This window comes from Rhodocytophaga rosea, from assembly GCF_010119975.1.
GTDB classification, from domain to species: Bacteria; Bacteroidota; Bacteroidia; order Cytophagales; family 172606-1; genus Rhodocytophaga; species Rhodocytophaga rosea.
This window is the reverse complement of the sequence record NZ_CP048222.1, coordinates 1,209,756-1,223,879: the sequence shown is the minus strand read 5'-3', so window position 1 is coordinate 1,223,879 and position 14,124 is coordinate 1,209,756. Positions and strand designations below refer to the sequence as shown.

At 41.7% G+C, this 14,124-nt stretch carries 13 protein-coding genes; 6 read left to right on the top strand and 7 right to left on the bottom strand.

The window, feature by feature from the left end; genetic code table 11:
- Positions 1–37 precede the first annotated feature (37 nt).
- A complete protein-coding gene (locus GXP67_RS05295) occupies positions 38–1,276 on the top strand; it encodes a tetratricopeptide repeat protein (protein ID WP_162442193.1) in 1,239 nt (412 codons plus the stop codon).
- Between the two features lie 87 nt (positions 1,277–1,363).
- On the opposite strand, the gene GXP67_RS05290 is transcribed toward GXP67_RS05295, so the two are convergent.
- From GXP67_RS05290 to GXP67_RS05280, 3 genes are all read right to left on the bottom strand, one after another.
- Entirely contained in the window at positions 1,364–1,810 is a 447-nt protein-coding gene (locus GXP67_RS05290; RefSeq protein WP_232064946.1) for a PPC domain-containing DNA-binding protein, read from the bottom strand.
- A 66-nt stretch (positions 1,811–1,876) separates the two neighbouring features.
- Positions 1,877–2,914: a 3-dehydroquinate synthase gene (gene aroB, locus GXP67_RS05285; RefSeq protein ID WP_162442192.1), complete on the bottom strand. Its 1,038-nt coding sequence runs from the start codon at positions 2,912–2,914 to the stop codon at positions 1,877–1,879.
- Between the two features lie 132 nt (positions 2,915–3,046).
- Positions 3,047–3,715 (bottom strand): SGNH/GDSL hydrolase family protein, encoded by a 669-nt coding sequence (locus GXP67_RS05280; RefSeq protein WP_162442191.1) that lies wholly within the window; start codon positions 3,713–3,715, stop codon positions 3,047–3,049.
- Positions 3,716–3,826: 111 nt separating this feature from the next.
- Between GXP67_RS05280 and GXP67_RS05275 the strand changes: the two genes are divergently transcribed.
- Entirely contained in the window at positions 3,827–4,753 is a 927-nt protein-coding gene (locus GXP67_RS05275) for an AEC family transporter (RefSeq protein ID WP_162442190.1), read from the top strand.
- Between the two features lie 83 nt (positions 4,754–4,836).
- Here the strand turns inward: GXP67_RS05275 and GXP67_RS05270 are convergent, their stop codons facing one another.
- The 4 genes from GXP67_RS05270 to GXP67_RS05255 all read right to left on the bottom strand — a co-directional run bounded on the left by GXP67_RS05270 (position 4,837) and on the right by GXP67_RS05255 (position 11,305).
- Positions 4,837–6,516, bottom strand: a complete 1,680-nt coding sequence (locus GXP67_RS05270) for a RagB/SusD family nutrient uptake outer membrane protein (protein ID WP_232064945.1) — start codon at positions 6,514–6,516, stop codon at positions 4,837–4,839.
- Between the two features lie 24 nt (positions 6,517–6,540).
- Entirely contained in the window at positions 6,541–9,699 is a 3,159-nt protein-coding gene (locus GXP67_RS05265) for a SusC/RagA family TonB-linked outer membrane protein (protein ID WP_232064944.1), read from the bottom strand.
- Positions 9,700–10,256: 557 nt separating this feature from the next.
- Positions 10,257–10,457, bottom strand: a complete 201-nt coding sequence (locus GXP67_RS05260; RefSeq protein WP_162442188.1) for a hypothetical protein — start codon at positions 10,455–10,457, stop codon at positions 10,257–10,259.
- A gap of 38 nt (positions 10,458–10,495) precedes the next feature.
- Complete coding sequence (locus GXP67_RS05255) at positions 10,496–11,305, bottom strand: LuxR C-terminal-related transcriptional regulator (RefSeq protein ID WP_162442187.1); 810 nt, start codon at positions 11,303–11,305, stop codon at positions 10,496–10,498.
- 317 nt (positions 11,306–11,622) lie between these two features.
- Here GXP67_RS05255 and GXP67_RS05250 point away from each other — a divergent pair, with 317 nt between their 5' ends.
- From GXP67_RS05250 to GXP67_RS05235, 4 genes are read left to right on the top strand one after another with little or no spacing between them, the layout of a single operon-like run.
- On the top strand, positions 11,623–11,892 hold the full coding sequence (locus GXP67_RS05250; protein WP_162442186.1) for a hypothetical protein: 270 nt from the start codon (positions 11,623–11,625) through the stop codon (positions 11,890–11,892).
- Positions 11,893–11,932: 40 nt separating this feature from the next.
- Positions 11,933–12,583, top strand: a complete 651-nt coding sequence (locus tag GXP67_RS05245; protein WP_162442185.1) for a hypothetical protein — start codon at positions 11,933–11,935, stop codon at positions 12,581–12,583.
- Positions 12,550–13,344: a sensor histidine kinase gene (locus GXP67_RS05240; protein WP_162442184.1), complete on the top strand. Its 795-nt coding sequence runs from the start codon at positions 12,550–12,552 to the stop codon at positions 13,342–13,344. Before GXP67_RS05245 ends, GXP67_RS05240 begins: the two co-directional genes overlap by 34 nt.
- A 4-nt stretch (positions 13,345–13,348) precedes the next feature.
- Positions 13,349–13,999: a response regulator transcription factor gene (locus GXP67_RS05235; RefSeq protein ID WP_162442183.1), complete on the top strand. Its 651-nt coding sequence runs from the start codon at positions 13,349–13,351 to the stop codon at positions 13,997–13,999.
- Positions 14,000–14,124 lie beyond the last annotated feature (125 nt).

Sequence of the window (14,124 nt, the reverse complement as noted above, 5' to 3'; positions counted from 1 at the left end):
TAATTCAGTAATTCAGTAATTCAGTAATTTTATCTCTATGCATATAGAATCTACCCTCAAAAAAGCCGGATTGCTCATTGAACAATCCAGATACGACCTGGCAGAAAAAGAATTAAGAAGTGCCCTCATCCGCGAGCCACAGCAAACAGTAGCCTTACGGATGCTCGCTTCCTGCCTGCTCAATATGGATAGGAGAGAGGAAGCGCTTGAAATATCTTCCAGTCTGCTGGGCCTGCAACCTGATGAGCCGGATAACCTGTATATTCATGCAGTTATTTTGCTAGGTTTGGACCGGGATAAAGAAGCGGAGCGCTATGTTCTGGATGCCATTCGGATGTATCCATATGAAGCTTCCTATTTTGAAGTATTGTCGAGGGTGTATCTGGTTCGTAAAGAATGGGAACATGCCTTGCAACATGCCAACGCAGGACTTGAAATAGATCCTGAGCATATTGGCTGCCTGAATGCCCGCACCATTAGCTTAACCAAGCTGAACCGCAAGCAAGAAGCCAGCCAGACGATAGAAAATGTGCTGGAACAAGATCCTGAAAATGCCTATTCTCATGCCAATATTGGCTGGTCGAAGCTTGAACAGGGCGATCATAAAAGTGCGCAGGTACATTTTGCAGAGGCGCTACGCCTGGAACCTGGCCTGGATTATGCCCGTTCGGGAATGATCGAAGCTCTCAAAGCAAAAAATATCATTTATAAACTGTTTCTGCAGTTTTTCTTCTGGATGGGAACACTGAAAGGCAAAGCACAATGGGGCGTAGTCATTGCTTCCTATCTGGGATTCAGATTCCTGCGAAAAGCGGCAGAAACCAATCCGGTGTTAATTCCGGTAGCAGTACTAGTAGGTGTTTTCTTCTACCTCACCTGGATAATAGATCCGCTGTTTAACTTATTTCTCCGCCTGGATAAATTCGGGAAATATATTCTAAATGAAAAGGAAATAGAAGGAGCCAACTGGGTAGGCGCTTTATTAGGTATTACCTTGCTTTCGCTTGGAGTGTGGTTCTTTGCTTCTGTGGATGATCTGCTGCTACTGGCCATTTTTACGGGAACCATGGTAATACCCATTGCTCATTTGTATAGCGTAGATACGCCAAAGCAAAAGCGCATCATTAAACCGTATACGCTGATTCTGGCTGGTGTGGGAATTACCGGATTACTTTGCCTGGCGTTTGGTTTAGCACCTGCATCTCTACTGGGAATGGCTTATTTGATTGGTATTGTTGCGTTTGGCTGGGTAGCCAATGCATTGAGCATTAAATAAGCTGAACGAAACCGGTTGAAACAGATTCAACTCACATACAAAGTAGAGTTCAACAGTTTCATCTCCGACTTTTATAGATACCTGATTTTAAAACTTATTGTTATTTTTCCGTTTTCTTGAGTATACTTTTAATTCTTTATAGCCACTTGCTTCATCCAATTCGCGGGCAAAGCGCAAATCAGGAAGTACGCCTAGTATAATTTCAGCGGTAGTATACACCAGGCAGCCTTCCACCAGATGTCCGCCGATGGTAGTTCCGCTAGAATCGGACAGAGAGATGTGTACATGCGAACCTTCCACCGCCAGTGTTCCTACCAGGGATACAATTTCCATTTTCTGCTCATAGGTCTGGTATTCACTCTGATTAGCCAGCCGCAGGGTAGCTTTTTGCAGACTGCCCACACAAGTAATGATAGCAGCGGCTTCGATCTTGTGCCCTGTAATGAAATTTTGTAATTCCGTTTTCAGGTCCTGGCCTGGTTTTAACCGCAGGGCATACACCTGCATAGATGAACTGGGTGTAACCTGAGACATAGCAGTAAAGGTCTGGATAAGCAAAAAATTGATAAGGAACAGAGAGACTGGTCGTTTCATTACCCTTTAATTTTTGTAATAATCCAGTGCTTCCTGCATGTCTTTGAAGGTAACGATCTGATCGAATACGGCTTTGCCAGGCTTTTCTAAGAGGACACACTGAATTTTGCCTTTTTCGTTCTTCTTGTCTTGTAAGGTGAGCGGAAGAATAGCAGCTATATCAGCATCCGTGATTTTTACTTTGCCATACACGGCAAAAATAAATTCTTCAATGGCAATCAATTCATCTTCGGTTAATAAGCCTTTCTGCATAGAAATAAATGCTTCGCAGATCATGCCAACCGCAATGGCTTCTCCATGCAATAGTTTTTTTCGGGTTTGTGCCAGAAAATAACTTTCCACGGCATGCCCGATTGTATGACCAAAGTTCAGAATTTTCCGGAGCCCTTTTTCTGTGGGGTCCTGGCGTACTACTTCCTGCTTGATTTGCACCGAATGAGGTACTAATTCTTCCCATTTCTGTTTGTCGAGGTCCCGTTTGCGGATTTTCTGCCACATGGCTGCATCGGTAATCAGGCAGTGTTTAATGATTTCGGCAAAGCCGGAACGGACTTCCTGCCAGGGTAAGGTTTTCAGAAAATCAGTGGCAATGAGTACAGCAACCGGTTCTTTAAATACGCCAATATGGTTTTTAAATCCATTAAAATCGATACCCAGTTTTCCGCCTACGCTGGCATCTACCTGAGCGAGCAAGGTGGTAGGCGCCTGAATAAAATCGATACCCCGTTTATAAGTAGACGCACAGAAGCCACCCATATCGCCAATTACGCCACCTCCTAAATTAATCACCAGAGATTTGCGGTCGAATTGCTTATCCGTCAGTTGCTGCCAGATATGGCTGCAGGTTTCCAGGTTTTTTTTCTCTTCCCCACTTTTGATCGAAATAAGTAAGTGTTTCGGTAATAGCGGTTTAATGAGCGGATAGCAATATTTCTTCGTGTGCTCATCTACCAGAACGGCAATATTAGTATACGTGTGTTGCTCAAAAAAAGCAGTCACTAATTCTCCGGCAGCAGGAGCGATACGGACAGAACCTAGATTCATGGATGGACAGGCTTATAATGAAGCGGCAAATTACATATTATCAGCAGAAAAACAGGCTTTATTCCCCATAAGCTGATCAGATTCCGATGATTCCTGATAGGATAAACTACTTTTATGCGACTTACAGGAGCATCACTTCAGATAGGGCCTAATGATTTCCGTCCATATAGCGTATCCTTTCTCATTCATATGCAGGCGGTCGGCAACAAAAAGCTCCTCTCTGGGTTCCTTTTGGGCATCAAGCATGGGATCGTAAATATTAATATAATCGCCCATTTTATTTTCCTTCAGATAATTTTCAATCAGGGCATTTGCTTTTTTAAGTTCCCCAATAGTAGCCATTCTGGACGGGCTGGGTTTCATAGAAATATAGGTGATCCTGGTTCTGGGCGATTTCTGTTTGATTTTTTCGGCCAGCCTTTTGAATTCATTGAACACTTTTTCAGCGGTTTTGCCGGCAGCAATGTCGTTTTCACCGGAATAGATCACCACTTGTTTGGGGTTGTAGGGAATAATAATACGGTCGGCATAAAATACCAGATTAGAAAGGCCGGAGCCGCCAAAACCCCGGTTAATTATTTTTTTCCCCGGAAAGCTTTTTTGTAAATCGGCCCACAACCGGATAGAAGAACTGCCGGTGAATACAATAGATTTTTTAGGAGGAAATTTCGCCTGATCTGCTTGTTCGAAGGCGGTGATTTCTGCAATAAAAGGCTGTGTTTCAGAATCTTTTGTCTGGCTATATACAACAAACTGAGCCAATATGCACAGAAAAAAGAAGAGCAACAATCGTTTTTTCATAAAAAAATAAGTTTACTTGGTACTAAAATTTTTACTTGCCTGCCACCTTGAACGTATGGCCGCAAAAGTCCACAATTTGTCATTTTTCATTAATAATAGCTAATCTTATTTGTGTCAAACATAAATGATGCCTTTCTAACTTCCCTGCTCATTATAGCAGCCGGATATATTTTAAAAAAATTAAAAGTAGTCAGCGAAAATGATGGCAAGGTAGTTTCCAAAATAGTCATATACCTCACTTTCCCGGCACTCATTCTGCATACGGTCTCCAGCCTTCAAATCACCTCAGCCCTTATTTTTCTCCCGCTGGTTCCGCTGGCTTTTAGCATGGTATTGCTCCTGTTGTTTTCGTGGCTTTTGAAAAATAAAGTGGATGCCCTGAAAGGCGTTGTATTTATGTCGGTTTGCGGGTTTAATATCGGACTTTTTGCCTATCCTATTATTGAAGGCATCTGGGGAAAAGAGGGCTTACAACACCTGGCCATGTTTGATGTGGGAAATGCCATTTCCATTCTTTGCATCAGTTATATTCTGGGATTCATCTATTCTCCGTCCCGGGAGCGCCACAAGCCGGTAGATGCAGCCACGATTTTCAAAATGCTTATTACTTCCGTACCCTTGGTCAGTTATACACTCGCCTTAGTGCTGAATGTTTCCGGGTTTCAGATGCCTGGCCTGATGGAAAAATTTATCGGGACGTTAGCCAGAGCCAATATGTCGCTGGTACTGATCTTACTGGGCATCTACCTCAATATACGGGTGAAAAAACATGTACGCAGGCCACTGATCTACATTATGGCCGCCAGATACAGTATAGGTTTACTTCTGGGATTGGTACTGTATTACCTGCTTCCATTTGAACCTATCTACAAAACTATTGCATTAGTTGGACTGATCATGCCGGTAGGACTTACGGTAATTCCCTTTGCTGACGAATTTGGTTACGATCAGGCTTTGCCGGTTTCTCTGGCCAGTATCACCATTGTATTTAGTTTTATACTGATGTGGATATTGATTCTGACTTTACAGCTGGCATGAAACAAAAAGACGCCAGGAAACCGGCGTCTTTTTACTGGAATATTTTTACATCTGCAGATAGTTATACTATCTAACCTTCTCTGTTAATATCCTGGATTCTGCTGGAATTCTTCTTTATTAGTTACCCTATCAAGCTGATCTGATGGAATAGGACGCAGCACATGGAAAGGCTGAATATTAGGCCCGCCATCGGGATTGTATTTTTTTACTCTATCTATTAATGTGCCTGTACGCTTCAGATCAAACCAGCGGTGCATTTCACCCAGCAACTCACGTGCTCTTTCATCCAATATAAAATCCATTGTCAACTGATCAGCAGTAATTTCCATGTCTGCTGTTTTTCCTGGAAAAGCCGCCCTTCTCCTGACTACATTTATATAATTAACTGCATCCGAAATATTTCCCAGTTTAAGATTAGCTTCAGCAGCGATTAAATAGGTTTCCGATAGGCGGGCTACCATAAAGTCTCTGGAGCCTCTTTCATCCTGGATAGAAGCACGGCGGGGATCAAGGAATTTAATCAATGAAGGAAAATACCTGTAATTTCCTGCTGAATTCACTTCCGAAGGATTAATCACCTTATATTTTTTTGTTGCCTTTACATCCGCAGGCATTTCAAAGGCAGGTAAATAGATGGCTGTATCGCCTAATTTCATTGGGCCTGTAACCTGGTCAAGGGTGGCATCATTATTTGCATACCATACTTGCTTAAAAGAAGCCGTATATCTGGTATCTGCAGATAGATTAAACAAATTCTGGGTATACACTGTAGGTTTGAACCGTTTAAAGGGCCTGCCATTGGCAATATCGCGTTTAGTGCCTTTATGGCCGGCATCATATTCCATCTGGAAATATAAATGGCCTTTGTTTCCATCGTTAAATTCACCACCTGCCGGATTTGCATTAGGATTGTAGTTTGTAATAAGCTCGGTGGTATACTGAACAGCAAAAACTACTTCGGGATTTTCCTGATTATCCTGATTAAAGACATTTGCATACACTGGCACCAATGAATAGCCATAGGCCGTAGTTTCGATTACGCTTTTTGCATAGGTAGCCGCTTTCTGATAATCTTCTGTAGGATTTGGATTTCCTTCTATGGTAGCACGAGTTAAATGTACTTTAGCCAGCATATGTTCAGTGGCGCCTTTCGTGGCTCTTCCATAATCAGCACCTCTGGCAGCAGCAGGTAAAACGCTTGCAGCCGCCTCTAAATCTGCAATTATCGCAGCATAAATTTCTAAAACAGGGGTACGGTTAGCCGTAGTTTCAATGGTAGTGGTCTCTTCTAAGGTAAGGTGAATAGGCCCAAACATCTGAACTAAGATAAAATAATAATGTGCCCGCAGGAATTTGGCTTCAGCTATCCGGATGGCTTTACGGTCTTCGGCCATAGTAACATTTGGTGCCCGGCTGATTACCGTGTTGGCTGTATTAATAGCCTGGTAAAGAAAATTCCATGTTTCCCTGAAATAGGTATTAGACGGAGGGGTATTCATGGTAGCAATATAATCGTTTACTGGCTTGTAGTCACCATCTGCGCCTTTGGTATAGGTATCCGTTCCGAATACGGTCAGGGTATACCCCCGTTGTGTGCCATACCAGCTTCGTAAAGGTTCATAGGTTGCTTTTACTCCATCTTCTATACCTGCAGGGGTATTGTAATAATCAGCCGTTATACCAGAAACTATTTCCTCTTCCAGTATATTTTTGCATGACTGGCTAAATAGTATAAGTATGCTTAAGAATAATATCTTTTTCATCGTCATTAATTTTAGGAATAAGGTTTAAAACTTAGCATTGATGCCAAACAATAGTGTTCTTATACTCGGCGTACTCACACCTACTTCTGCCGTTTGCTCTACGCCATTATTAGGCGTTCTTACTCTCTCAGGGTCAATGCCTTTATTTTTGGAAACATACTTAGAGAAGATAAATGGCTGCTGGGCACTGGCATAAATCCGTAATGACTGCATTTTCATCTTGTTGGCTAAGGCCTGGGGGAAATTATATCCTAAGGTGATGTTTCTCACTTTCACAAAAGATCCATCAAAATAAGTCATCGACGTATTATGAATGGCTCTCTCCTGATTTACGTTTGGTCTGGGGAATGCATTCGTTGGATTATTGGGTGTCCAGTAGTCTACATCCAGGTTGTTATAACGGCCGGCTAAGGTATTATTACCGTCATGCAATAAACTTCTGATCATTTGTCCCTGGCGGGCAAAAATGAAGAAAGAAAAGTCAATGCCTTTAAATTCAAAACGGTTGGTGATACCACCACTCCAGTCTGGAATGTCTGAACCCAGAATAATCCGGTCAGCATCGTTAATAATGCCATCATTATTCTGGTCTCTTACTTTTATCTCACCAGGCTTTTGTTTGTATTTTGCAGCTTCATCTGTTTCTTCTGTCTGCCAGATGCCTATTTTTTCACGGTCGAAAAATACAGTGAGTGGCTGTCCAATGAACCATCTGTTGCCCACATCATCGTTTTTACCCCCATACAGCGAAACGATTTGTTCATTGTTAGAATAAATATTCAGGTCAGTAGTCCACTTGAAGCTATTGGCCAGGTCAATATTGATCGTAGAAAGAGCTAATTCAATACCCGAATTCTGGGTTTCTCCTATGTTTTCCAATACACCGCCAAATCCGGAAGTCCAGGGCAATTGCCGGTTCAGTAAAAGCGCCGTTGTGTTTTGCCGGTATATATCTACAGAACCACTAATTCTGTCTTGAAAGAAACCAAAGTCTAAGCCGAGGTTAACAGAAGCCGTAGTTTCCCAGCTCAGGTTTGGCTTCTTGAGTTCACTAGGCCTGAATCCATAAGCCGCATTATTTCCAAAGGCATACACCGACCGGGTTAATGATCCTTGCGTTAAATAGGGAGGTATTCCGGTATTTCCGGTCCGGCCATAACTCGCACGTAATTTTAAATTATTAAGAAAAGTGAGGCCATCCATAAAGCTTTCTTCGGTGATATTCCATCCTAAGGCAACTGATGGGAAAAAGCCATATTTTTTAGTGTCATTAAATAAACTAACATCGCCAGCAAATCTGGAAGACCCATCGATACGACCAGTTAAGGTAAGAAGATATTTGTTTTTAAAGCCATAGTTAATACGGGCCATATAGGACATAATGCCCCATTCCGATAAACCACTGGCAACTCCTTCTACGACTGTGGCAGAACCTACATTGTAGAATTCCTGGTATTCGTAAGGAATACCACTTACTCTGGCATCCACCAGCTCATCTCTTTGCTTTTGAATACTAAACAAGCCGGTAGCATTTAAGGTATGCACCGTGTTAAAGGTTTTGGTATAGTTTAAAATATTTTCAAGGGTGTAGGAGAACGTATTCCAATACCGGTGCTGGGCATAGGCTGTTCCTTCAGAACGGGCAGCTGTTTTGCTCGCCTGGAATATACCGTTTCTTCTGTTCTGGTTATCTGGCCCGAAGTTTACACGGAAGGTAAGGCCATCCATTATTTTATATTCCCCAAATATGCTCGAGAAAATACGTACCCTGCGGTTCTCATCTAAAACAGCACCATCTACTAACTCAGCAAGGGGGTTAGTGCGCAATCCATCAGTCGTGGGCCTGAAAAGCATATTTCCGTTGGCATCATAAGGTATGCCTAATGGATTTTCAGCTAAGGCACCTTCCCAGGGGTTTGGTCCCCAGTTTTGTATACTGAGTGCCGCCAGGGTAGCCGTTCCAATTCTTAACCGGTCGTTTATCTGATGTTCAATATTGATCCGTAGTGTATTTCTGGCAAAATCTTGCCCTGGGGTAATTCCTTTTTCGAAGAAGTGATTGCCTGTGATCGCAAACCTTGTTTTTTCATTTCCACCCAATACCCCAATCTGATGGCTTTGCTGGGTACCTTGCCGGATAATAAGATCCTGATAATCTGTATACCTGCCTAAGGCAATAGATTCCTCTTCCACAGCTTCAAACAAATCCCTGTCTGCTTGTTCCGGGTTATTATCGTCATATTTAGCAGCAGCTCTGCGGGATTCTCTTTTATAATCGGCAAATTCCTGCCCGTTCATAATATCCACTTTATCAATAGGATTGGTAAAGCCAAAGTATCCGTCATAAGATACTGTAGTTTTACCTGGCGTTCCTCTTCTGGTAGTCACCAGTACCACGCCATTGGCACCTCTGGAACCATAAATGGCTGTGGCTGATGCATCTTTTAAAATTTCCATGGATTCAATATCATTGGGATTGATATCATTCAAATCACCTGTTAATGGAATGCCATCTAATACATACAATGGATCATTACCGGCGGCAAAAGAGCGCCGTCCTCTGATACGTACGGATACTCCCTGGCCAGGTCTGGCACCAGTAGCACTTACATCTACGCCAGGTGCTCTTCCCTGTAAAGCTTGTTGAGCATTGGTAATAGGAAGTTCACTGATTTCCCTGGCAGAAACAGAGGCGATCGACCCTGTAATATCCGTTTTCTTTTGCGTGCCATATCCAACTACCACCACTTCACTTAATGATTGGATATCAGCTAACATAGCCACATTAATGGTACTACGTCCATTAATAGGCACTTCTTCGGTAGTAAACCCTATGTAGGAAAATACTAAGGTGCCGGCAGCTTCCGGAACTGAGATCGAATAGTCGCCATTGCTATCGGTAGTGGTACCATTGGTTGTGCCTTTCAGTAATACGTTTACCCCGGGAAGTCCGCTGTTATCTTCCTGTGAGGTTACTTTTCCCTTAATGGTAACAGCTTTATCATCCTGCGGACTATTTATCAAATTTAAATTATCCGCAAGGATTGAACCGGTATCCTGCTGTTTTTCAGGCAGGTTTCTGGCCTGAAGGGAGGGAGGCTGCTGGGCAAAAGCCATGGGAGAGAAAAGGCAGCAAAGAAAATAAAGCAATAGCTTGCTGCTAGAGAAAGTAACTCTGTTCATAGATGTTTAGGTTAAAAGTTATTAAATAGTTAAAAAGAGATTATAATCAACCCCAATGCACCGGAAGAGGGTGGCCTCTGTTGCATATAAATAAAAATTGCTTATTGGGTTCAGCAAATATGTCTTGTACATTTTTGAAAGATTTTGCGTGTTCAACTCCTGCCAGAAATTTCAAAAAGCACGTATTGCCAATATTAAATTAAATGCTCAGCTAGGAAAAGCTGTATTCCTTATAGATACTCAGATTCTTATGTCAGCCTGATAAGCCGACAATATACATCAAGTTTTATTAAATATTAAAATAATTATATTAATTTATTGCAGGTATAGGAAAATATGGTTTCCAGAATGTAAATGGAACTCAGGTTTTCAGAGGTATAAAGGAAATTCGCCCAGGATGGATTACTTGAATAAGGGAATATCCATGAAGGGGTGTATGTATCTGACTGGAATAATAGTTTGATAACAAACAAAAATATCCACACTGTGCTGCGATTATAGCATGACACAGGGTGGATATAGTAACAAAGTGTATCTAGAAAAAAATAACTTCTGCACTATAAAAAATCAATGCAGAAACAGAGGTAGTTGATTACCTGAAAAAAGTTGTTTTTGCTAACTGTTCTATCTTTGGACCATTTTTTAAGTAGTTTGCTAAGCACCATCAGGCCAATCTCCCCAACAGTCTGGAAAGTGGAACCGGCAAAAAGGCTACCTACCGAAAAGAACAGGATTAAAACCAGGAGAGCCGTTTTCATGTTGTTAACAGTTTAATGACTGTAAGCTTGCCATAGGATTATATCATTCCATTGTGAATCGCGTACCGGATCAGTTCGCTTACTTTGCGGCAATTGGTTTTTTCGCGGATGTTGTTGCGGTGGGTAGTAATGGTGTGAAAACTAATTCCCAGGCGGTCAGCAATTTCCTGGCTATTTAAGCCTTCGGCAATTAGTTTGATTACTTCCTGTTCACGTTTGCTAACTGTATGCTGCGGCTGTAGCTGTGTATCGACTGAAGTACATACCAGGCAGTTGCCATTTTCTGAGGATTGGATGGAAGCGGTAAGAATTTCATTTTTCTTCCAGTGTGAAATGTCTGTCCATACGCCGAAGATATGGGTAATATTTCCCTGTGTATCTGTTTGAAAAACGCGGCTCTGCTCCAGTAGGCGGACATAAGAACCATCCGCTTTACGCAGGCGGTAATCGCAGCTAAACTGGCATGATTCGCGCTCATGCGCAGGTACGGCCATCAGATACACCCAGATTTTACGCATGAGTTTAGCTACTGGTGCTGTATCGTCGGGGTGAAAAAGATTTCTGGTAAAACTAACCCCACCTTTTATAAAGGAAGAAGAAGCATAGCCCAGTATAGTTCCGGCATTGGTACTCATAAACGAATACTTGCCGCTACGTACTTGCCATAGCCAGCTGATACACGGACCTGCATTCAGGAACAGTTCCAGTGCCGGATTGCTTCGGATCAGGTTTTCCAGGCCGGTTTCTTCTGGCTGCCAAGTATAAGGCTGTGTTTGCCATGAAGATGGAAGGTTGACAACAGTATCGGTCAGGAGGTGGGAAAAGGGGGGGATTGAGGAGGTTTCCATATAAATCTTTCTGGTTAGGCAAGGATAGAGGTTGTTAATCACACAAAGCTCTCATTTCAGGCATCGTCACGCAATGCGCATGTTCACCGGAAGATGTTGTGATTTTGCCGGAACTCTACCTGTGATTTTAGACTATAGCTATGGGAAAATTCCCATATATAATTTGAGTATATATTGTAAAATATTGATTGTTAGGATATTAACTATTATAGGGAATTGTATTGATTTATAGCGTTAGTTAGGAAATACGGATGATTGTTCTAATTTCACTTCTGAAAGTAATATACATTCATTCAACCCCTAAACACCATACAAACATGCATCTACATGCGGAATACATCTTCGAAGCCAGTGAGCTAAAAACTTTGCTCAGTAGCGCCAATGACAATGACCTGATTGCTATCCAGGTAATGCTGGATAGGTTAGGGCAAAAGAAGTTTGTGATGGAGGTATGCGCTGTTAATTTAAATGCTCCGGTAAGTAAGCCGGAAGTAAGCGGAGCAACTCATGATACAATGATGTTTATGGATGCCGCCACAGCTACCAGACCAGCAGTAAAAGGTTGTCCCAGGCCGCCAAGCTGTTAACTATAGGAAATGTATAGGCACTCTATGATAGGTAAGTGATATGTTACAGATTACCAAATATTTAGATATACTTTCTCCGCTAATATTGCTGCTGTTTGTATTGTACAGGGGGAATATAGCATTCAGGAGAGATTATATCTTCTGGTTTATTCTTTTTCAAACCTTTATCAATGGAATTTCTATCATCTATGATAAGGTATTGCTGAAAGATAATCTGTTCTTGTATCACATCAATTGTGCCTTTTCCTTTCTCATCCTAACGATTTATTTTCGAAGCATATTCAAAATCAGAAAAATCAGAGTATTTGTTTCTATAATATCAACGCTGTTTTTTGTTTTTTTTGTAATCAACCTTTACTTCTGGGAGAACTTACAGACATTTAACAGTAATTCTTTTGGCATTGCCAGCCTCATTATTATTACCTATTGCCTGCTATTTTATACCGAAGAACTGCTAAGCCTTCATACCATACATATTACCGCCTCTGCCCATTTCTGGTATGTGACCGGGCTGCTCACCTATTATGCTGGTAGCTTTATAATTTTCATTACCTACCGGTATTTTATACAAAATCACATCCGGTTTACTGGCCTACTCTGGCAAACCCATAATGTGATATTTCTACTACTGTGTCTTTACTTATATAGAGGACTGATATGCAAACCATTGCAGGAGAAATACAGTTTGTGATCGCTATCACTTTCTTTTTAATTCTTATTACATCATTCGTAATTGTGTTTATGTTTATTCATCAGAATAATTCGAGAAAATACCTGAAATATATTGAAGAGGTAAAAAATACCTATGAACAGGAAATTTTGAAAGCCAGGCTGGAAATGCAGGAGCAAACTTTTCTGGGGCTTTCACAGGAAATCCATGATAATATCGGGCAGATCCTCTCTTTGATCCGGCTCAATATTTCTACCATCAAACCGGAAGACCCGCTTACTACTTCCCGGAAAATTTCTGCCAGCAAAGAACTGTTAGACAAGGCGATTGAAGATCTGCGGGATCTTTCCAAGCGGCTCAATACCGAATATGTGATTAAGCAAACACTTTCTGAATCGTTGCAATTCCAGGTGGGTCTCATCCAGAAAATAGGTTTGTATGACACAAGTTTGGATATACAGGGAAACGAGTTTTCTCTGGACGGTGAAAAAAAACTGATCGTTTTCCGAATTGCCCAGGAAGCATTGAACAATATTATCAAGCATGCCAAAGCCACTAAGATCAAAATTACCCTTTCTTTTTTCCCCGGACAGATACAGTTGAATATTCAGGATAACGGACGTGGATTTGAAACATTTGGCCTCGAAAAGGCCGGCAATGGCCTGGGCACACACAATATGTATTACCGGGCTAAACTGATTGGCGCTAGTTTTAGCCTGCAAAGCAAATCGGGAGAAGGTACGTTAGCTCATTTAATATTACCTGTATCCATAAATAATTGATTGTATGGGAGAAAATACGATTACTAAAGTAGCCCTTGTAGATGACCACCGCTTGTTCCGCAAAGGAATGCTGGAACTTATTAATGAATTTCCGGGATTTACCGTAGCCTGGGAAGCAGAAAATGGCAAAGAGTTTACCCAGAACATAATGCCCCAGAACCTGCCTGATCTGGTACTATTAGACATCAGTATGCCGGTAATGGATGGATTTGAAACGGCCCAGTGGATGGAACAGCGTTATCCGGACATTAAAATACTGGCGCTTTCCATGCATAATGACGATGAAACCATTATGAAAATGCTCCGCTCTGGGGTAAATGGCTATGTACTCAAAAATGCCGATCCCTCTGAACTGCAGGCAGCCCTGAATGCCATTGTGAAAGAAGGTTCGTATTATTCCAACCGGGTCACAGAAATCCTGGTGAAAAACTTCAATAAAAAGAAAGAAGTAAAAGTAGAACTAAGCGAGCGGGAGATAGAATTTCTGAAATTAGCCTGTACCGAACTTCCTTATAAATCGTTTTCGCCCATCCTGAAAGTACATCCCCGAGTAGTAGAAGCTATCCGGGAAAACCTGTTTAGAAAACTACAGGTACTTACCAGAGTAGGGTTGGTATTATACGCCATCAAGCATAGTATTTTTAAAGTGGAGTAGAGAAGGATGTGAGTGAGTATATTCCTTAGAAATTCCTTTAATCAAGCATTTGTACTTAACTACAGGTTAATAACTTTGGTTCTTTAACTCGATACACCAGGTGAATTACATAATTTTAAGCATCT